We start from the raw sequence: 19,038 nt of genomic DNA on the forward strand, positions 1-19,038 counted from the left end.
CGATCCAGGGGGTCGCCTGATCGGGTCTGGTGCGCCCGCCCCCTCGCTGCCACACTGACCCCATGCTCGTGACGACGATGAACGATGTCCCCGGCCGCCAGATCACCGAGGTCTTCGGGGAGGTGACCGGCCTGACCGTGCGCGCCCGCAACATCGGCGTGCAGTTCGGTGCCGGCCTCAAGTCGATCTTCGGCGGCGAACTGCAGGGCCTCACCAAGCAGCTCCAGGAGAGCCGCGACGAGGCCAAGCAGCGCCTCATCGAGGAAGCGCAGGCGCTCGGCGCCGACGCGGTGATCGCGATGCGCTTCGACACGAGCGAAGTGGCGCAGAACTTCCAAGAGGTCGTGGCCTACGGTACGGCGGTGAAGCTGGCCTGACCCGGGTCGCGGCTCCCTCGAGGGCGGGGCGCGGCCGCACGGCGCGCCGCGGCAGGGCCGCGAGACTGCATCTCGCTGACAAACCCACTGCAGCGTGCAGGCGGTTTGTCAGCTGCGTGCAGTCTCGCGGGCGCGGTGCCGCACACGGACGCGCGGGCGCGACAGCGCGGCGCGTGCGGCGGTCAGCCCCGACCCCACGACTCCAGGGTCGTGCGGATGGATGCCAGGGTCGCGATCGCCCCGTCGCGATCGGCGCGCGCGAGGGTGAGCCCGGCCACCACGAGCGAGGCGCAGACCGCGGCGAGGGCGTCGACGGCATCCGGAGTCAGATCGGGGCGACGGTCGGCGACGGCGGCGCGGATCGCGGCACGCATCTCGGCCGCGTAGTCCGACACGAGGGTGCGGACGTCGGCGTCGTCGGACGCGAGCGGCGAGGATCCTGCGTTCAAGAGCAGGCAGCCGAGGCGGGCACGCGGGGTGTCGGCGGCGATCCCGGCGACCATCTCGGCGACGTACGCCTCCAACGCGCCCGGGTCTCCCCCTCCCAGGGGGCGCAGACGCGTGCGGACGACGTCGTCGAGGTAGGCGGCGAGCACCGCGTCGAAGAGTCCGCGCTTGCTCCCGAAGGCGTTGTAGATGCTCGAGCGGGTGAGGCCCGTGGCCTCTTCGAGCTCGGCGATGCCGGTCTCGGCGTAGCCGCGCCGCCAGAACACGTCGCGCGCGGCGTCGACGACGGCGGAGCGTTCGAAGCTCGGCATTCTGCCCATGCGTTTCCCTTTTTCTCCCCGAGGTGGCTGAGCTCGTCGAAGCCGCCGGAGCCCTCAGCATCCTCACGGTTGCGCTTTCCGGCGCGGGGTCTATATTAGACCAGTCGTTACAAAATAACCACAGGAGGAATCCATGCGCGCAGTCATCCACCACGAGTTCGGCGAACCGGCCGACGTCCTCGGCGTCGAAGAGGTCGAGACCCCGACCCCCGGCCCCGGCGAGGTGCGCCTGCGCGTGATCCTGTCGCCCATCCACAACCACGACCTGTGGACGATCCGCGGCACCTACGGCTTCAAGCCGGAGCTCCCCGCCCGCGCCGGCACCGAGGCCGTCGGGGTCATCGAAGAGCTCGGCGAGGGCGTCGAGGGACTGACCGTCGGCCAGCGCGTCGCCACCGGCGGCACCTTCGGCGTCTGGGCCGAGCAGGTCGTCACGAAGGCGGCCGGTCTCATCCCCGTCGTCGACGGACTCCCCGACGAGATGGCCGCACAGCTCGTGTCCATGCCGTTCAGCGCGATCAGCCTGCTGCACTCGCTCGACCTGAAGGCCGGCGACTGGATCGTGCAGAACACCGCCAACGGCGCGGTCGGTCGCATGGTCGCGCAGATCGCCAAGGCCCGTGGCATCCATGTCCTCGGTCTCGTCCGCCGCCGGAGCGCTATCGACGAGCTGGCCGCGCAAGGCATCGAGAACGTCGTGTCGACGGATGCCGACGACTGGCGCGACCAGGCCCTCGCGATCATCGGCGACGGCACCGTCGTCGCGGGTGTCGACTCGGTCGGTGGCCCCGCCGCCGGCCAGGTCCTCTCGCTGCTGAGCGAGAACGGCACTCTCGTGATCTTCGGGTCGATGGGTGCGGGCACGCTCGAGATCGGCGCCGGTGACCTCATCTTCCGCCAGGCCACCGTGAAGGGCTTCTGGGGCAGCGTCGTCAGCAAGACGATGGATGCCGAGACCCGCGGCGCGCTGTTCGGCGAACTGTCGCGCTACCTCGCCGACGGCACCCTCACCCTCCCGGTCGCGGCGACCTTCGGCCTCGACGACATCGTGGAGGCCGTGACGGCGAGCGATTCGCCCCGCGTCGGCAAGGTGCTGCTGCGCCCGTGATGTGAACGTGCGGGCGGCGCAACCGCCGTCCGCACCTCTTGAGTGTCCAGAACACCCGGACGTTTTTCCAAGATGTCCGGGTGTTTTGGACACTCAGCGTTGAGCGGGCCACGCGCGGCAGGCCGGGCCGCGGGCCGGAGGAGCGGGGCCGGGGCGCCCGCGGCCCGGGCCGCGGGCCAGAAGAGCGCGGGCCGGGGCGCGCGCGGCGGCGTCAGCGCCCGCGCAGGAGCTCGAGCGCGGACGCGAGAGCGTCGAGCGCGGGGCGCTGGCCCTTCACGAGGGCCTCGCGGGCGGCATCCAGACCCATCCACTCCGCACGGTCGACCTCGGGGAACGACGCCCGTTTGCCGGAGCGGGGCGGCCACTCCATCTCGAACTCTCCGAACGTGAATCCGGATGCCGAGAACCCGGCGCCGTCACCGGCGAACACGACCACTTTCTTCCCGCTGGAGTACGCGAACGTTCCGAGCTCGGCCCAGTCGACCTCGGGCGGCTCGACGCCGAGCTCTTCGCGGAACTCGCGGCGGGCGGCATCCAGAGCCCCCTCCGTCTCGGGCTCGTACTCGCCCTTGGGGATCGACCAGGCCCCGGCGTCCTTCTTGGCCCAGAACGGTCCACCCATGTGCGCGATGAGCACTTCGGGCTCGGGGGTGAGGCGGTAGAGCAGAAGCCCCGCGCTCCAGGCGACCATCAGGCGGTCGCCGCGGGAACGCGCGCGGCTTCATCGACGATCACGTCGGCGCGCTTGCGGTAGGTGCGGGCCGTGACGCGGTCGAGGGCGATCTGGCCGCGCATCCTCTCGGCTTTCTCGTAGAGCGAGGGTCCACCGAAGCCGGTGAGCACCTTCACCAGCACCGGCAGCAGCTCGATCATGAAGAACAGCGCCGCGATGAGGTAGTGCGCCCACCGCAGGGCGGGCTCTCGATCCGAGAGGCGTTCGAGGGCCGTGATCTGACTGAGCAGGCCGACCGCGCCGGCGTTGCCGTCGGCGACGGACGCCGCGCGCTGGTTGTACGCGGCCAGCGCCGTCTCGTACTGCGTGCGGGCGGCGGGGAGCTGATCCTCCGCCTGCTGCTTGTTCTGCTCGGCCGAGGATGCTGCGGCCTCGGTGCCCGCGGCGTTGGCGGCCGCCAGTGCGGTCTGCGCCTGCTGCAGCTGTGTCGAGAGCGCGTCGTACGCCGACTGCGCCTGGGCCAGCTGGGCCTGGGCGGCGTCGGAGCTCGCGCCGTTGCCCGCGACTCCCGTACAGCCCGGCACGGTGCCCGCACCCTGACCGGTCAGCTCGCACTGGTACACCGCGCGCGCCTGATCGATCACGGTCTGCTGCGCGGCGAGCTGCTGCGTGAGCTGGTCCACCGTCTGTTGGGCGGCAGCCGATTCGGCCGACGTCGAGGAGGTCCCCGTGACGATGCCCGTCGCCGCCTGGTTCTCGAGGGCAGCGACCTGGGCGGACGCGGCGTCGAGGGCCTGCTTCTCGGGACCGTTGGTGACGGCATCCTGATCGCTCAGCGCCTGCGTGACGTTCGTGGAGTTCACCTCGCGGGCGATGTCGTTCTGGAACACCTGCAGCACGAGCGGCTCCGCGACGACGATGCCGATGAGCGCGGCCATGATCACGCGCGGGAAGGCGAGGCCGAGCAGGCGGAAGACGTTCTTCGTCGAGCGCATCGTCGAGGTGAGGAAGCGGTCGAGGTTGAAGATGATGAGGCCCCAGACCAGGGCCAGCGGAATCGCCAGGAAGAGGCTGACGCGCACGCCCGTGAGCAGCGCGAACATCATCGACAGCGACGAGACCAGAGCGGTCCCCGCGAGGACGAAGAACATCTGAACGAAACGCGGAACCTCTTCGGGAACCTCGTTGAGCACGTCGTTGTCGGCGCCGCCGAGAACGGCCATGCGCCGGATGAGCGAGAGTCGCGGGCGGCGCGGATCGTCGCGACGGAGGCGGGGAGCCCGGGGACCGGATGCCACGGGCTCGGGCGCCTCGTCGGCGGCGGCCCGCTCACGCTCCGGGCCGGCGGCCTCGTCGCGGTCGAGGACGAGGGTCTCATCGGCAGCGGGTGCGGATTCAGGCGCTTCGGCGTCGGGTTCCGTCGCACCGGGGGCGTCGACGTCGGGGGCGTCGGGATCGGGTGTGTCGGGGTCGAGCGGGAGAGTCGGGTCATCCGAGCCCGACGGGGCTCCCCAGGGCTCGGTCGCGCCATCCTGCGACGCGGGACGGTTCGCCGCACTCTGCGCGGCGAGGATGTCGTCGAGATACTGCTCGCGTTCCTCGTCCGTCGTGAACTCGATGCGGCCGTCGGAGCCGAAGCGGCCAGGCCGGTGAGCGGAAAAGGACATTCGCACAGGGTACGACGCGATTCCTGCGCTCTCCTGAGCGGCGCCTGAGGCGCAGCCCAGCGCGCCTCCCGCGGCTGAGTGTCCACAACACCCGGACGGATTTTTGCGACGTCCGGGTGTTTTGGACACTCAGACGGCACGATCCCGGGCGCGGCGCCCCGCGCGCGGAGGTACCGGGGCTTCGACAGGCTCAGCCACCTGCGCCCTGCGAAGACGGGGACGCAAAAGCGGGCCGGGCGCAGAACGCCCGACCCGCCCGTGCGGACCTCAGACCAGGCGCTTCTTCGGCGACACGTCGTAGGTGTTCTCGGGGTCGGAGAACACCGCGTCGCCCAGGGCCTCGTCGATCGCGGCGAGGGTGTCGGCATCCAGCGTCACGCCCGACGCCTTCACGGTGTCGGCGAGCTGCTCGGGACGCGAGGCGCCCACGAGGGCGGCGGCGATGTTGGGGTTCTGCAGCACCCACGCGATCGCGAGCTGCGGCATGGTGAGACCCGCACCGTCGGCGATGGGCTTGAGGCGCTGGACGGCCTCGAGCGTGTCGTCGTTCAGGAACCGCTTGATGAAGTTCGCGCCGCTCTTCTCGTCGGTCGCGCGCGAGCCCTCGGGAACCGGCTGGCCCGGCAGGTACTTGCCGCTCAACACGCCCTGCGCCATCGGCGACCAGACGATCTGCGAGATCCCGAGCTCCTCGCTCGTGGGAACGACCTTGCCCTCGATCACGCGCCACAGCATCGAGTACTGCGGCTGGTTCGAGATGAGCTGGATGCCGAGCTGCTTCGCGAGCGCGTGACCTTCGCGCAGCTGCTCGGCGGTCCACTCGGACACACCGACGTAGAGCGCCTTGCCCTGGCGGACGACGTCGGCGAAGGCCTGGAAGGTCTCTTCGAGCGGGGTCTCGTAGTCGAAACGGTGAGCCTGGTAGAGGTCGACGTAGTCGGTGCCCAAGCGCTTCAGCGAGCCGTTGATCGAGTCCATGATGTGCTTGCGGCTCAGCCCGGTGTCGTTCGCGCCCCCGGGACCGGTGGGGAAGTACACCTTCGTGAAGATCTCGAGCGACTCGCGACGCTGCCCCTCGAGGGCCTTGCCGAGCACGGTCTCGGCCGCGCCGTTGGCGTAAGCGTCGGCGGTGTCGAACGTCGTGATCCCCGCGTCGAGCGCGGCGTGCACCGTCTTGATCGCGGCGTCGTCACCGACCTGCGAACCGTGGGTCACCCAGTTGCCGAGGGTGATCTCCGAGATCTTGAATCCACTGTTTCCGAGGTAGCGATAACCGACCATTCTTCAACGCTAGCCCTCCCCCCGGACATCGGGGCCATGGCATCCGGAAGCGGGTTCTGCCAGGCTCGGGGCGAGCGCGCCGGTCGGCGTCGCCACGAGGGAGGACACCCCCATGACCCACCGACCCGACGATGCGTTGACGCCCGTCTTCGACCGCGCCGGCGAAGCCACCCGCCGTCCCCGCGATCGCTTCCCTCGCACCCCGGAGCTGCCCGAGACGGCGTACCAGATCGTGCACGACGAGATGATGCTCGACGGCAACGCGCGCATGAATCTCGCGACGTTCGTCGGCACGTGGATGGACGAGCACGCCGACCGGCTCTACGCCGACGCGTACGACAAGAACATGATCGACAAGGACGAGTACCCCCGCACCGCCGAGATCGAGCGCACGTGCTGGCGCATGCTTGCCGACCTCTGGCACGCCCCCTCGGTCGAGGGTGCGGCGGGGACCTCGACGATCGGCTCGTCCGAGGCGTGCATGCTGGGCGGGCTCGCTCTCAAGCGCCGTTGGCAGCACGCCCGTCGCGCCGCCGGAAAGTCGACCGAGAAGCCCAACCTCGTCATGAGCAGCGCGGTGCAGGTGTGCTGGGAGAAGTTCTGCAACTACTGGGACGTCGAGGCCCGCTACGTCCCCGTCACCGACGAACACCCGGTGTTCGACGGCCACGATCTCGCGGACTACGTCGACGAGAACACGATTGGCGTCGTGGCCATCCTGGGTGTGACCTATACCGGGGCGTACGAGCCCGTGGCATCCATCTCCCAGGCTCTGGATGCCATCGAGCAGACGACCGGCCTCGACATCGCGATCCACGTCGACGGCGCCTCGGGCGCGATGGTCGCGCCGTTCCTCCGGCCCGAGCTCGTGTGGGACTTCCGACTCGAGCGCGTGCACTCGATCTCGACGTCGGGGCACAAGTACGGCGGCGTTTACCCCGGCGTGGGCTGGGTCGTGTGGCGCGAGGAGAAGTGGCTGCCCGAAGACCTGGTGTTCCGCGTGAGCTACCTCGGCGGCGACATGCCCACGTTCGCGCTGAACTTCTCGCGGCCCGGGGCCCAGGTGCTGCTGCAGTTCTACCTGTTCCTCCGCCTCGGCTTCGAGGGATACGCGACCGTGCAGCGCGGTCTGCAGAAGGTCGCCCTGCACCTGTCGCACGGGATCGGCGCGATGAAACCGTTCGAGCTGGTGAGCGACGGCAGCGACCTACCCGTGTTCGCGTGGCGCATGCGTCCGGGCTACACCGAGAACTGGAACCTGTACCACCTGTCCGACCGGCTGCGTATGCACGGCTGGCTCGTGCCGGCCTACCCGCTGCCCGACGACATGTCCGATCGCACCGTGCAGCGGATCGTCGTGCGCGCGGGACTCAGTCTCGACCTCGCCGACGACCTGCTGGACGACATCCGCACCGAGGTCTCGTACCTCGACAAGCTGCAGTCGCCGATGCCGACCGAGGGGACGGGGCCGGGGTTCCACCACTGAGCGGGTGCCGCGGCCCTCAGGCGGCGGCGGAGCGACGCCTCGCCTGCTCGCGCGGATCGGGAACGGGGACGGCGGCGATGAGAGCCCGCGTGTACTCCTCGCGCGGCGAGGTGAGCACCTCGCGGCGAGTGCCCTCCTCGACGATGCGCCCGCGCTGCAGGACGACCACCCGGTCACTTAGCTGGTCGACGACCGCGAGGTCGTGGCTGATGAACAGGCACGCGAACCGTAACTCCTGTTGGAGCCGTCGCACCAGGTCGAGCACGGTCGCCTGCACCGACACGTCCAGCGCCGAGGTGGGCTCGTCCGCCACGAGCAGTCGGGGCTCGAGCGCGATGGCGCGGGCGATCGCGACGCGCTGACGCTGACCGCCCGACAGCTCGTGAGGGAAACGGCCCGCCCAGGATGCCGGGAGCTCGACGTCCGAGAGCAGGGCCGCGACCCGTGCCTCGCGCTCGCGCGGCGAGAGGGCGGTGTGCGCCCGCAGGGGCTCGGCGATCGAGGCCCCGATGCTCATGCGTGGGTCGAGGGCCGCGGTGGAGTTCTGGAACACGACCCCGACGGACCGCTTGACCGCGAGCGACGCGGTCCGGCGGGCGGTGCGGAGGTCCACGCCGTCGATGAGCACCCTCCCCGAGGTGATCGGGGCGAGGCCCAGGGCGCACATGCCGATGGTGCTCTTGCCCGACCCCGACTCCCCCACGAGTGCCGTGGTCTGCCCGCGGGGGATGCGAAGACTCACGTCGTCGACCGCGGTGAGGGCGCGCGCCCCGCGGCCGTAGACGACCGTGAGACCATCGACCTCGAGCACGGGCTCTCCCTCCGCGTCGACCGCGACCCGTTCCGACGCGCCCAAGCGCGGAACGGCCGACAGCAGCTCGCGCGTGTAGGGCGCCGACGGCGCATCGAAGATGCGCTGCACGTCGGCCCGCTCCTGTACCTCGCCGCGTCTCAGCACCACGACGCTGTCGGCCATGTCGGCGACCACACCCATGTCGTGCGTGATGAGCAGCATCGCCGTGCCGGTGCGCTCGCGCAGTCGGCGCATCACGTCGAGCACCTCGCGCTGCACCGTCACGTCCAGGGCGGTCGTCGGCTCGTCGGCGATGATCAGCTCCGGATCGCATGCCAGGGCCATCGCGATCATGACGCGCTGGGCCTGGCCACCCGACATCTGGTGCGGATACGAGCGCACGCGCGCGGCGGCATCCGGGATCTCCACCATCGTCAGCAGCTCCACGACACGGGCGCGGCGGGCGGCGCGGTCCATGTCGGGACGGTGCACCCGCAGCACCTCGTCGATCTGATGACCGATGGGGAAGACGGGGTCGAGGGCGTTCATCGGGTCCTGGAAGACGACGGCGATGCGGGAACCGCGGATCGCGTTCAAGCGGTTCTCGTCGAGCGCGAGCAGGTCGATGCCGTCGAACACCGCGGTGCCGCGCACGCGCGCCCGCTCGGGGAGTAGACCGACGAGGGCGAGGGCGCTCACGCTCTTGCCCGAGCCCGACTCCCCCACGAGGGCCACGATCTCGCCGCGTCCCACGGTCAGGTCGAGGCCCGCGACGGCGACGACCTCTTCTTCGCCGAGGTCGAAGACGACCTCGAGACCGGTGACCTCGAGCACGGGCGCGGTCACGAGCCCGGCTCCCGTTCAGACGTGTCCAGGGAAGGCGCGACGACGGCGGGAGCGTCGACGGCGGGTGTGTCGAGGGCGGGTGCGCCGGCGGCGGCCTGCGCGTCGGCGGCGAGGGTGCTGTCGCGGTACTCCTGCCACTCGGCCAGCATCTTGCGGTGATGCCCGACGAGCCACGTCATGTAGCGCAGGGCGTTGGTCAGGCGCGTCCGCGGTCGTGATGCGTCCTCGGGGAGCACATCGAGGCCGAACTCGAGGGTCGAGTTGATGCGGCGGACGTAGTCGCGCTCACCGGCGAGGAAGCCTCCCCACACGTCGTCCTCGGTGCGGAAGTAGTGGCTGCGGTCCCCGGGGATCGCGTGTCGCTTCAGGAAACCGAGGTTGACCAGCGCCCGGGTCGACATCGACACGGCGCCCGCGCTCGCCTGCAGCAGATCGGCGATACGGGCGGACGAGAGGTAGGGCTCGTCGACGATCAGGAGCAACGCGAGAACGCGCCCCTCCATCCGCGGGTTGCCCGCCGCTCCCCACGCGTACGCGAAGTCCTCGACGAAAGCGCTCACGGCCTCGTCGAGCACGTCGGCGGGCGCATCGGCGGGCGTGCTGCGTTCTTCGTCCGTCACAGGGCCATCCCCTTCAGCAGCTCCGACGGCTGCTCCGTCGACAGAGCGTAGCGATAACGCTCGAACGGCCACATGGACATGCCGCTCAAGCGGATCGACACGACCTCGCCCGCGGCATCCCTCTCCACGCTCACCGGCTCGCCACTCGCGCCGAAGCTCGCGCGCGACGGGAGGCGCAGCGTCCCGTCGTCGTCGACGTCGAGCACCTCGGCGGAACGGGCGGGGTCGGGATCGGCGGGGTGCAGCACCGCCACGGCACCGCCGAGATCCACGAGGTCGGCCACGCTCCACATGCTCGCGAACCGTCCCGTGACCGCAGCCTCGGCCGGCTCTCGGTCGGCCTGCGCGAGGGCCAGGCGCAGGATGCCGATGGCCCCCGTCGCGAGCACGTCGGCCGGGCCGTCGATGGCGTTGGTCAGCACGCTCACCACGAGGTCATCGTCGAGGTCGAGCCACGTGCGCGTGATGTGGCCGGGGTATCCGCCACTGTGTCCGACCAGATGCACCCCGTCGAGGTCGCGGACGTCGAAGCCGAGCCCGTAATGGCGAAGGACCCCGGCGTACTCGATGTCGGACTCCCGCCGCTGCAGCAGCCTCTTCGCCGCGTCCGACACGAGTGTGTCGTCACCGGGAGTGTGGGCGGCGAAGTACGCGGACAGATCGCGCGCGGTGCCGAACCATCCCGTCGCCGCGGCCATGGCGCGCGTGTCGACGTGCGGGATCACGCGCCGCGGAGCCCCGGCTCGCAGGGCCGCGTTATGACCGGCGGCGAAGTCGTCGGCCCGATCGGCGTCCCATTCGGGGCCGAGGTCGTCGAGACCGAGCGGGCGCACGATGTGGTCGACGACGTACTGCGCGTACGAGACGCCCGCCGCGGCCTCGATCACAAGACCCAGCAGCGAGTAGCCGACGTTGGAGTACTTGAAGTGCTCGTTCGGGGCGAACACGCGTCCCTCCTCCGCCGCCATGCGAAGGATCTCGGCGCGGTCGGGGAAGGGCAGCCCGCGCTGCCAGAAGTCGGCGACGACGCCGTCGCGGATGACGCCGCCCTGGTGGCCGAGGAGCTCGCGCACGCTGACGTCGCCCACCTCGGCATCCGCGAGTTCGGGGAGCCACCGCGACAACGGGTCGTCGAGGCGGAGCGCACCGCTCTCGACGAGCTGCAGGACGGCGGTCGCGGTGAACGTCTTGGAGTGGGATGCGATGCGGAAGAGGTGTCCCGTGGTCAGCGGCTCCGACGTCGCGGCGTTCGCGACGCCCCAGGCCTCGTCGAGCAGCAGCTCGCCGCGGTGGCGGATCGCGACCTGGATGCCGGGAACCCCCCGCAGCTCGTACTGGAAGCCGATCCACTGGGCGACGTAGGCGGCTCCGGCGCGCAGGAGCGCGTCGCGCCGCGCGTCGCCGCCCGTCGCGCCGTCGCCGGTCGTCGAACCGGACGCGAGGGCGGTGGCGGGGGCGTCCGGGGCGGTGGCATCGGTGAGCGTCGCCGCTGGGGCGGTGGGAGGGGTCGACACGGTCAGCGTCCTTTCGGGTCGAGGGCGTCGCGCACGGTGTCGCCCAGGGTGATGAGCGCGAGCACGGTGATGCTGAGGAAGAGCGCGGGAAACAGGAGCATATGCGGGGCCGTGCCGACGTACGACTGCGCGTTCGCCAGCTGAAGACCCCACGAGATCGTGGGGGCGCGCAGTCCCACGCCCAGGAAGGTCAGCGTCGACTCGGCGACGATGACGCTGCCCACGAACGTGGCGGCGATCGCCAGCACGGGCCCGATGGCGTTGGGGAGCACGTGGCGGAGGACGATCTGCACGTGCGAGAGCCCGATGACCGACGCGGCGCGCACGTAGTCGTTGCCGCGCACGCTGCGCACGGCGCCTCGAACGAGACGCGCCATCGTGGGCCACGAGAAGAAGGCGAGCACGAGAGAGACGAGCACGGGGTCGGGCTTGCCGAGGCTGTTGAGCACGATGATCGCGCCCAGGATGAACGGGAACCCGAGGAACACGTCGGTCAGTCGCGAGATGACCGTGTCGACGATGCCTCCGGCGTAGCCGGCGATGGTGCCGAGCACGATCGCGACGACGAGGCACAGCGCGGTTGTCAGCAGTCCGATCGACAGCGAGGTGCGCGTGCCGAAGACGACGTTGGCGTAGATGTCGCAGCCCTGCAGGTCGGTGCCGAAGGGATGCCCCGGGCCCGGCGGCAGAGCGCTGTCGACGAGATCGCACGCGCGGGGGTCCCCGCCGCCGAAGAGCATCGCGATCGGGCCGGGCAGCAGGGCGATCAGCCCCAGGACGGCCAGCACGATGACCGGCGCCCAGAAGGTCACGCGACGGCGCAGGACGGACCAGAGGCCGCGGTCGACGAGGGTCGGCGCGTCGGGCGCGGTGGCGGCGATCATCTCAGACATGGCGGATCCTCGGGTCGAGGGCGGAGTTGACGAGGTCGACCAGCAGGCTCAGGGCCAGGAAGATGAGGATCAGCGTCGTGCCGACCCCCACCACGGTCGGACCCTCGTGCGTACGGATGGCGGTGAAGAGCAGCTGTCCGATACCGGGCAGGTTGAACACACCCTCCACCACGACCGCGCCGCCCAGGAGGTACCCCAGGTCGATGGCGACGAAGGTGAGCACGGGGGCCACGGAGTTGCGCATGACGTGCGTGCCGACGATCGTCCGACGCGGCACCCCCTTGGCCCGCAGCGTCCGCACGAAGTCGGACTGGAGCGTGTCGATGACACTGCCACGCATGAGGCGGGCGATCGCGGCGAGACCGAAGATCGCGATGACGGCCGCCGGCAGGATGTAGGCCGTCGGCCATCCCGCCGTCGTCCCGGCGATCGGCAGCCACTTCAGCTGGAGCCCGAAGATCAGCTGGGCCCCGACGGCGACGACGAAGATGGGGATGGACGTCGCGAGGATCGTGGTCAGCAGCACGCCGCGGTCGATCCAGCTGTTCTTGCGCAGCCCCGCCACCAGGCCGAGGAGCACGCCGAGCACGACCTCGATCACCCACGCCGTGATCGCCAGCGTGATCGTCACCGGCCAGCGCGCGGCCATGCGATCGGCCACGGGCACGCCGTCGAACGTGGTCCCCAGGTCGCCGGTGAAGAGCCCGCCGAGGTAGCGCAGGTACTGCAGCAGGAGCGGGTCATCGAGATGGAACTGGCGGCGCAGCTCGGCGACCACGGCGGCCGGAAGCGGGCGGTCGCCGCCCAGGGCAGCGATCGGGTCGCCCGGGAGCGCCCAGACCATCGCGTAGATGATGAACGTGACGCCGAGGAAGACGATGCCGACCTCGATCAGTCGGGCGCCGGCGGCCCGCGCGAACCTCACGCGGTCACCGCCGCACGTGCCGCGGCGAGGACCGCGTCGAGCTGCACACCGACGAGATCGGTGAGGGGCAGGGTGCGAAGCGGCACGCGTTCCGCCTCGGCGACCCACTCCTCGTAGACATCGCGGAAGGCATCGCGCTCGCGACGGACCGTGTCGTGGGCGACGCCCGCCGCACACTCCACCTCGAGTGCTCGGAGCAGCATGCCGCCGAACCGCAGACGGAAGGACCGCACGGCATCCTCGTTCGAGAACACCTCCGCCCTCGTCGCGATGCGGTCGAGGGCCAGGCGCCGTGCCCGCTCGTCCTCGGCGTCGGCGAGCGCCGTCATGAGCGGGGCGAAGGCCCTCGCACCGCGCAGCATCGGGCTCGGGATCGTCAGGTGCGCCTCGACCCGTGAAAGCGCGCCCCCGAGGGTCTCGCCGAGCGCCCTCAGCGCCTCGGCGCGGTCCTGCACGACGCGGCGGTACGAGATCCCGCCCGATCCCTCGTCCGCGACGTCGTCGTGCGTCCAGTACGGAAGCTCCGCGACCATCACCAGGGTGCCGTGGCGCTGCAGATAGTCGGCCGAGCCTCCGCCTGACACCTCGGCGAGCGGGTCGAGTCCGAGACCCTCGAGGTAGTCGTAACGCTCCGCGACGGTGGGGCAGCGGAACACGGCGTCGCCCAGGCGCACCACGTCGGGCGACTCCGGCTCGCCGATGTCCAGCGGCAGGCCGTGGCGGGCAGGGATCGCCGACAGCTCCCGGACGAGCGCGTCGTCGTCGCGGTTCACGTAGAAGTAGACGCCGCCGACCTCGGCGTTGTGCAGTCCGACGAACAGGGCCGGCTCGACCTCGTCGAACAGATCCGCGAGCGCGCGTGTCTCGGGGAGCACCCGATCGAAGTGGAGCCGTTTGTAGGAGAGGGGGAAGCTCCACTCGACCTGCTCGTCGGGGGCCGGACGGTAGAAGGCCCGCCCATAGGAGCCGCGGTCGCCGGGGGAGGCGAACCAGCCCTCGTTCATGCGGGTGCCGTCCGGGTCGATGCACGGCACGATGTGGAACGTCATCCCCAGTTCTCTCCGGAGCCCCTCGTCGGCGACGAGCCGCTCGGCGAGAGTGAGCGCGGTGTGGAAGCCGATGGGCTCGTTCGGGTGCACGCCCCCCGCGATGACGGCGTGCTTGGGCCCGTCGCCGATCGCGTAGACGGGGATGGGCTCGCCGAGCCGAGACGACCCGAGGATGCGGCGCCGCACGAGGTGCGGCGCGCTCTCGGACAGGGCGAGGAAAGCAGCTTCGAGGGCGTCGACCGTCGGGAAGCCGGTGAGGGCGGGCTGCGGGAGGGTGAGTGAAGGCATCGGGATTCCGTGGGTCGACGGCCGGCGCGCGGGCGGGGGGGGTCCCGCGCGCCGGCCCAGGGGTCAGCGCAGTTGGATCGCTCGGTAGGTCGGGTTGCCCACCGGGGAGCTCACGAGATCGGCAACGCGCTCGGAGGTGACGTACGAGTACGTCTCGTTGAACAGCGGCACCGCCGGGAACTCCTTCTGGATGATGCTCTGCACGTCGGCGTACGCTGTGCCGTCGCCCGTCAGGTCCGCGTCGGCGGTCTGCATGGCGCTGGCGACCTCGGGGCTGTAGAAGGGGATGCAGTTGGCGCAGCCGCCGCCCTCGATGAAGAACACCCGCAGTGTCGCCTGCTGGCTCGGGTACAGCGCACCCCAGCGCGAGAAGAACGGCCCGGTGAGGTTGGCATCCGTCCGCTTCTGCAGGAACTCGGCCCAGTCCGCGGTCGGCGTCGCGGTCGCGTCGATGCCCAGGTTCTGACGCAGCTGATTGGCGATCGCCTCGTACAGCGGGTCGAGACCGCCACCACCCGGGTAGGTGATCTCGAGCGGTCCGCTGAACCCGCCGGCCTCGGCGAGCAGCGCCTTGGCGGCGTCGGGGTCGTACTCGCAGTACTCGCCGCAGATGCCCGTCGGGGTCCCGGGTTCGATGGCGGGCGTCCATGCCGTGGCGGGGGTGTAGGTGCCGCCGTAGATGCGATCGATGATCGTCTGACGGTCGATCGCCATCGACAGTGCCTGACGCACTCGCACGTCCTGGTACTGCGCGTTCCACAGGGGCAGGCCGAGGAACGAGATGCCGGGCGCTTCGAACGAGTAGAGCCGGTCGCCGAAGTCGCTTCCGGCCTGGAGGAGACGGCTCGCGGGGACTCCCGCGACATCGAGGTTGCCGGCCAGCACGTCGGTGTAGGCGGTCTCCGAGTCGGTGTAGGGCACGAAGGTGATCTGGTCGACGGTCGGCGCGTCGCCCTTGAACCCGTCGTAGGCCGAGACCGTGATCGGCTCGTTCTCGACGTAGTCACCCGTCATCTGGAACGGGCCGTTGCCCACCGGGTGCTTGTTGTAGGCGTCGAAGTCCGACAGCGCCGACTCGGGCATCGGGAAGAACGCGGTCTGCGCCTGCGTGACCTGCAGCGGGAACTGGCCGTCGGGGCTGACCAGCTTCACCGTGAAGGTGAGGTCGTCGACAACGGTCAGTCCCGACATCGTGGTGGTCGTGGGCGCACCGTCCGCGGGGTTCAGATCGCTGTATCCGACGATGGATGCCAACTGCCCCGAGTTCTCGAAGGCGTTGGGCCCGTAGGCGACGGCGTTCCAGGAGTCGACGTAGCTCTTGGCCGTGACGGGGGTCCCGTCGTGGAACGTCCATCCGTCGCGAAGCGTGATCGTCCAGGTCTGGGCGTCGTCCGACTCGATGGACGCGGCTTGGACGTCCTGCAGGGTGCCGTCGGACTGCAGGAAGGCCAGCGGCGACCAGACAGCCATGTTGAAGTCGTAGGCGACGGACTGCCGGCCGGGGATGAGCTGCTGCGGGTCGGTGACGGCCACGCGGATGGATGTGTCGGTGGAGCCGGTGTCGCCACCGTCGCCGCCGGAGCAGCCGGCGAGCGCGAGCGCGCCGGCGACCAGCACGGCGAGCGCGATTCTTCTCTTCATCAGGAGCCTCTCGGGAAAGGGCGGCGTTCCGCGCCCAAGGTGGGATGCAGGTGGAACTGCGCCCAGAGAACACCGCCGTCGCTCTACGGTCAATGAGAAACGTTCAGAAGTTTCAGTGAGAGATGAAAACTTAACCCCGAGGAAACACCGCTCGCGCGCTCGCACCGCGGTGAGTCACAGGATGCCGAGCTCCATCGCCCGCATCACGGCGCGGGTGCGATCGGCGACGTCGAGCTTCGCGAAGGCCTTGAGCGGATGAGTGTTCACGGTGGCCTCGCCGCGCCCGACGGGAACGACGGGTCGGTGGACTCGGCATCCACCGTTCGGTGGACGACGCGCGGAATCCGCGCTCTCGCGAGCGGCCATAAACGCCGTACGCGCACGGAAACACGCTCTGCACATGTTTCTGTGCGCGGATCGCGTTTATGCGCACTGATCGCCACGGCCGAGCGCCGCCGCACTAGCCGTGACCGCGGCGCCGGGCGCCCCGCCCGGCCTCAGCCGACGGGCGTCGCCGCCGCGGCGACCTCGTCTTCTTCGGTGGCGACGAGCTGCCCGCACGCCCCGTCGATCTCTTTGCCGCGGGTGTCGCGGAGGGTCGTCGGGATGCCGGCGTCGTTCAAACGGCGCACGAACTCGTTCTGCACGGGCACCTCGGATGCCGTCCAGATCGAACCCGGAGTCGGGTTCAACGGGATGGGATTCACGTGCACCCAGCCGCGTCCGCGGGCATTGAGCTTGTCGGCCAGCAGGTCGGCGCGCCACGCGTGGTCGTTCATGTCCTTGATCAGGGCATACTCGATGGAGACGCGGCGCCCGGTCTTGTCGAAGTAGGCGCGGGCGGCATCCAGTGCCTCGTCGACCTTCCAGCGGGAGTTCACCGGGATGAGCTCGTCGCGCAGACCGTCGTCGGGCGCGTGCAGCGAGAGGGCGAAGGTCACCGGGATGTCCTCGTCGGCGAGCTTCTTGATCGCGGGCACCAGGCCGACGGTCGACACCGTGATGCCGCGGGCGCTCATGCCGAGGCCGTGGTCCTTGTCGACCATGACGCGCACGGCCTGCATCACGCGGGCGTAATTGGCGAGCGGCTCGCCCATACCCATGAACACGATGTTCGACACGCGGTCGAGCGAGTGGTCGTCGCGCTTCTTCCCACCGAGGCCACCGGCGGCGATGAGCGCGTTGGCGCGCACGATCTGCTCGATGATTTCGGCCGCCGACATGTTGCGCGTCAGGCCCGCCTGCCCGGTGGCGCAGAACGGGCAGTTCATGCCGCAGCCCGCCTGCGACGACACGCACAGGGTGATGCGGCCGGGGTAGCGCATGAGCACGGACTCGACGAGCGCACCGTCGTGCAGCTTCCACAGGAACTTGATCGTGTCACCGCGGTCGGTCTCGAGCCGGCGCACCTCCGTGAGCAGCGGCGGGAGGAGCCCCGCGACGAGCTCTTCGCGACCGGATGCCGGGAGGTCGGTCATGTCGGCGGCATCCGACGTGTAATGGGTGAAGTAGTGCTTCTCGAGCTGCTTCGCGCGGAAGCCGGGCAGGCCGAGCTCCTTCACCTTCTCGACGCGCTCCGCGGCGGTCATGTCGGCGAGGTGCACGGGCGGCTTGCCGCGCTTGGGGCTCGCGAACTGCAGGAGCGGGCGCCCGGTCTCGTCCTTGGCCTGCTGCCAGCCTTCGGTCTTCGGCCGCACCTGGCGTGCCGGGGCGGTCCGCGGACGCGTCTCGCGGATGCCGGTGTCGGCCGGCGCCCCCGCGGGGCGCGCCTGCCGGGGTGTGGTGGAGCGCACGGGGGGCTGATCAGTCATGGTTTCCAGGGTACCGGCCGCGCCTGCGCCGCGGCTGGGCGCGGCACGCGCGCGTGACTTGCCGCACGTGGTCGCCTCGATTGGCGCCACGCGACAAACAGCGGCAACTCACGCACCGACCCGCACGGCCATTTGCCGCACTTCGCCGCCACACGCCGACCCACGCGACAAAACGCGGCAACTCGAGCGCGACGGCGCGGCTCTAAACTGCATCCCATGCCCGGTGCCGGTGACGTCTCCCTCCCGCCCGGCGGCGTGCAGAAACTGCTCAACAACAACGTCGTCGTGGCAATCGACGGCGACGGCCGCGAGCGCGTGCTCATGGGCCGGGGCATCGGCTTCCAGCTCAAGCACGAGGGCCAGGTCGATCCGGCGAAGGTCGAGAAGACGTTCGTGCTCGAGCAGGGCAGCGACACCGCGCACGCGCAGAAGCTCCTCACCGACGCTCCCTACGCGCTCGTCGAGGCCGTGCTGCACGCCGTCGATCAGGCCGAGCGGGACCTTGGCCGCGACCTCGGCCGCCGCCTGCCCCTGGCCGTGATCGACCACGTGAACTACGTCGTCGAACGCCTCGACCAGGGCATCCGCATCCCCGGCACCTCGATGCCCGAGCTGCGGATCCTCCACCCCGACGAGTCGCGCGCCGCGGAGCGCATGGCGGCCTCGATCGCGGCATCCCTCGATCGTGAGCTTCCGCCCGAGGAGGGCGTGTTCCTCACGATGCACCTGCTCAACGCCACGCGCGACGAGCCGAACGGCACCGCCGCGCTGCTGTTCCGCCGTGTGCAGCACGTCGTCCGCACCGTCGAGACCGGGCTCGGTGTCGCTCTCGACACCGAGAGTCCCGACTACGCGCGGTTCATCCTGCACGTCCGGTTCCTGCTGCAGCGGCTCGTGAACCGCGCGATGCTCACCAGCGGCGACTCCTCGTTCTTCGAGTTCGCCAAGCACCGCTACCCCCGCGCGTTCGGCATCGCCGAGAACGTGAAGGGCTATGTGCTCGCGGCGACCGGGTCGACCCTGACCGACGAAGAGGTGCTGTACCTCACCGTGCACGTCGAGCGCCTGGCGACGAGCCTGGGCCGCCCCGACGACAGTGGCGGACCCGACGCGCCGGTGCTATAGTCACCGACGCAGGCGTCACACCCTGCCGACGATTTCCGGATTGTTACCGCGCAAGCGGGCAAGACCTGAATCCACATCGCTGACGAGCGATGAACGGATTCGGGTCTTTTTTATTGCCCGAAACCCTCCGGAGCGTCGCCCCAACATCCCGAGAAGGCCGCACAGGTGCGGCGA

The 19,038-nt window shown here is 70.2% G+C and carries 16 protein-coding genes; 4 read left to right on the top strand and 12 right to left on the bottom strand.

Translation table 11 applies throughout. From position 1 onward, the window contains the following. Positions 1-62: 62 nt before the first annotated feature. Positions 63-377, top strand: coding sequence for a YbjQ family protein (locus ACMW4R_RS01210; RefSeq protein WP_058597600.1), 315 nt, complete (start codon positions 63-65; stop codon positions 375-377). Between the two features lie 182 nt (positions 378-559). Here the strand turns inward: ACMW4R_RS01210 and ACMW4R_RS01215 are convergent, their stop codons facing one another. Further along, positions 560-1,144, bottom strand: a complete 585-nt coding sequence (locus ACMW4R_RS01215) for a TetR/AcrR family transcriptional regulator (protein WP_418298916.1) — start codon at positions 1,142-1,144, stop codon at positions 560-562. Between the two features lie 133 nt (positions 1,145-1,277). Between ACMW4R_RS01215 and ACMW4R_RS01220 the strand changes: the two genes are divergently transcribed. Next, positions 1,278-2,252, top strand: coding sequence for a zinc-binding dehydrogenase (locus ACMW4R_RS01220; protein ID WP_418298917.1), 975 nt, complete (start codon positions 1,278-1,280; stop codon positions 2,250-2,252). A 211-nt stretch (positions 2,253-2,463) separates the two neighbouring features. Here ACMW4R_RS01220 and ACMW4R_RS01225 read toward each other — a convergent pair whose 3' ends face one another. From ACMW4R_RS01225 to ACMW4R_RS01235, 3 genes are all read right to left on the bottom strand, one after another. After that, positions 2,464-2,943, bottom strand: a complete 480-nt coding sequence (locus tag ACMW4R_RS01225; protein WP_418298918.1) for an NUDIX domain-containing protein — start codon at positions 2,941-2,943, stop codon at positions 2,464-2,466. Beyond that, positions 2,943-4,592: a DUF4407 domain-containing protein gene (locus ACMW4R_RS01230; RefSeq protein WP_418298919.1), complete on the bottom strand. Its 1,650-nt coding sequence runs from the start codon at positions 4,590-4,592 to the stop codon at positions 2,943-2,945. Before ACMW4R_RS01230 ends, ACMW4R_RS01225 begins: the two co-directional genes overlap by 1 nt. Before the next feature lie 267 nt (positions 4,593-4,859). Then, complete coding sequence (locus ACMW4R_RS01235; RefSeq protein ID WP_058626264.1) at positions 4,860-5,873, bottom strand: aldo/keto reductase family protein; 1,014 nt, start codon at positions 5,871-5,873, stop codon at positions 4,860-4,862. A 112-nt stretch (positions 5,874-5,985) separates the two neighbouring features. On the opposite strand from ACMW4R_RS01235, the gene ACMW4R_RS01240 reads away from it, so the two are divergent. Next, positions 5,986-7,359, top strand: a complete 1,374-nt coding sequence (locus ACMW4R_RS01240) for a glutamate decarboxylase (RefSeq protein WP_058626263.1) — start codon at positions 5,986-5,988, stop codon at positions 7,357-7,359. Positions 7,360-7,375: 16 nt separating this feature from the next. Here ACMW4R_RS01240 and ACMW4R_RS01245 read toward each other — a convergent pair whose 3' ends face one another. The 8 genes from ACMW4R_RS01245 to rlmN form a co-directional block, all read right to left on the bottom strand. Beyond that, on the bottom strand, positions 7,376-8,998 hold the full coding sequence (locus ACMW4R_RS01245; RefSeq protein ID WP_418298920.1) for an ABC transporter ATP-binding protein: 1,623 nt from the start codon (positions 8,996-8,998) through the stop codon (positions 7,376-7,378). Beyond that, positions 8,995-9,618, bottom strand: coding sequence for a GbsR/MarR family transcriptional regulator (locus ACMW4R_RS01250; RefSeq protein ID WP_418298921.1), 624 nt, complete (start codon positions 9,616-9,618; stop codon positions 8,995-8,997). The genes ACMW4R_RS01245 and ACMW4R_RS01250 overlap by 4 nt, the downstream gene beginning before the upstream one ends. After that, positions 9,615-11,132 carry a serine hydrolase domain-containing protein gene (locus ACMW4R_RS01255; protein WP_418298922.1) on the bottom strand — a complete coding sequence of 506 codons (1,518 nt, stop codon included), beginning with the start codon at positions 11,130-11,132 and terminating at the stop codon, positions 9,615-9,617. Before ACMW4R_RS01255 ends, ACMW4R_RS01250 begins: the two co-directional genes overlap by 4 nt. A gap of 2 nt (positions 11,133-11,134) precedes the next feature. After that, a complete protein-coding gene (locus ACMW4R_RS01260; protein WP_058595433.1) occupies positions 11,135-12,025 on the bottom strand; it encodes an ABC transporter permease in 891 nt (296 codons plus the stop codon). Then, positions 12,018-12,950 (bottom strand): ABC transporter permease, encoded by a 933-nt coding sequence (locus ACMW4R_RS01265; protein ID WP_058595434.1) that lies wholly within the window; start codon positions 12,948-12,950, stop codon positions 12,018-12,020. The genes ACMW4R_RS01260 and ACMW4R_RS01265 overlap by 8 nt, the downstream gene beginning before the upstream one ends. Then, positions 12,947-14,287, bottom strand: a complete 1,341-nt coding sequence (locus ACMW4R_RS01270; RefSeq protein ID WP_418298923.1) for a M14 family zinc carboxypeptidase — start codon at positions 14,285-14,287, stop codon at positions 12,947-12,949. The genes ACMW4R_RS01265 and ACMW4R_RS01270 overlap by 4 nt, the downstream gene beginning before the upstream one ends. A gap of 63 nt (positions 14,288-14,350) precedes the next feature. Beyond that, positions 14,351-15,928 (bottom strand): peptide ABC transporter substrate-binding protein, encoded by a 1,578-nt coding sequence (locus ACMW4R_RS01275; protein WP_058595436.1) that lies wholly within the window; start codon positions 15,926-15,928, stop codon positions 14,351-14,353. A gap of 497 nt (positions 15,929-16,425) precedes the next feature. After that, positions 16,426-17,739 (bottom strand): 23S rRNA (adenine(2503)-C(2))-methyltransferase RlmN, encoded by a 1,314-nt coding sequence (rlmN, locus tag ACMW4R_RS01280; RefSeq protein WP_241490369.1) that lies wholly within the window; start codon positions 17,737-17,739, stop codon positions 16,426-16,428. A 216-nt stretch (positions 17,740-17,955) separates the two neighbouring features. On the opposite strand from rlmN, the gene ACMW4R_RS01285 reads away from it, so the two are divergent. After that, positions 17,956-18,864: a PRD domain-containing protein gene (locus ACMW4R_RS01285; protein WP_058626284.1), complete on the top strand. Its 909-nt coding sequence runs from the start codon at positions 17,956-17,958 to the stop codon at positions 18,862-18,864. Positions 18,865-19,038: the final 174 nt, after the last annotated feature.

Origin of the sequence: Microbacterium sp. S1037 (genome assembly GCF_048381605.1) — a bacterium.
GTDB lineage: Bacteria > Actinomycetota > Actinomycetes > Actinomycetales > Microbacteriaceae > Microbacterium > Microbacterium testaceum_B.

Excerpts from the sequence above, each read along its gene's own strand:
- ACMW4R_RS01275 (WP_058595436.1), bottom strand. The coding sequence starts at position 15,928 with ATGAAGAGAAGAATCGCGCTCGCCGTGCTGGTCGCCGGCGCGCTCGCG.
- ACMW4R_RS01210 (WP_058597600.1), top strand. The coding sequence starts at position 63 with ATGCTCGTGACGACGATGAACGATGTCCCCGGCCGCCAGATCACCGAG.
- rlmN (WP_241490369.1), bottom strand. The coding sequence starts at position 17,739 with ATGACTGATCAGCCCCCCGTGCGCTCCACCACACCCCGGCAGGCGCGC.
- ACMW4R_RS01230 (WP_418298919.1), bottom strand. The coding sequence starts at position 4,592 with ATGTCCTTTTCCGCTCACCGGCCTGGCCGCTTCGGCTCCGACGGCCGC.
- ACMW4R_RS01220 (WP_418298917.1), top strand. The coding sequence starts at position 1,278 with ATGCGCGCAGTCATCCACCACGAGTTCGGCGAACCGGCCGACGTCCTC.
- ACMW4R_RS01270 (WP_418298923.1), bottom strand. The coding sequence starts at position 14,287 with ATGCCTTCACTCACCCTCCCGCAGCCCGCCCTCACCGGCTTCCCGACG.
- ACMW4R_RS01225 (WP_418298918.1), bottom strand. The coding sequence starts at position 2,943 with ATGGTCGCCTGGAGCGCGGGGCTTCTGCTCTACCGCCTCACCCCCGAG.
- ACMW4R_RS01215 (WP_418298916.1), bottom strand. The coding sequence starts at position 1,144 with ATGGGCAGAATGCCGAGCTTCGAACGCTCCGCCGTCGTCGACGCCGCG.
- ACMW4R_RS01260 (WP_058595433.1), bottom strand. The coding sequence starts at position 12,025 with ATGTCTGAGATGATCGCCGCCACCGCGCCCGACGCGCCGACCCTCGTC.
- ACMW4R_RS01240 (WP_058626263.1), top strand. The coding sequence starts at position 5,986 with ATGACCCACCGACCCGACGATGCGTTGACGCCCGTCTTCGACCGCGCC.
- ACMW4R_RS01235 (WP_058626264.1), bottom strand. The coding sequence starts at position 5,873 with ATGGTCGGTTATCGCTACCTCGGAAACAGTGGATTCAAGATCTCGGAG.
- ACMW4R_RS01285 (WP_058626284.1), top strand. The coding sequence starts at position 17,956 with ATGCCCGGTGCCGGTGACGTCTCCCTCCCGCCCGGCGGCGTGCAGAAA.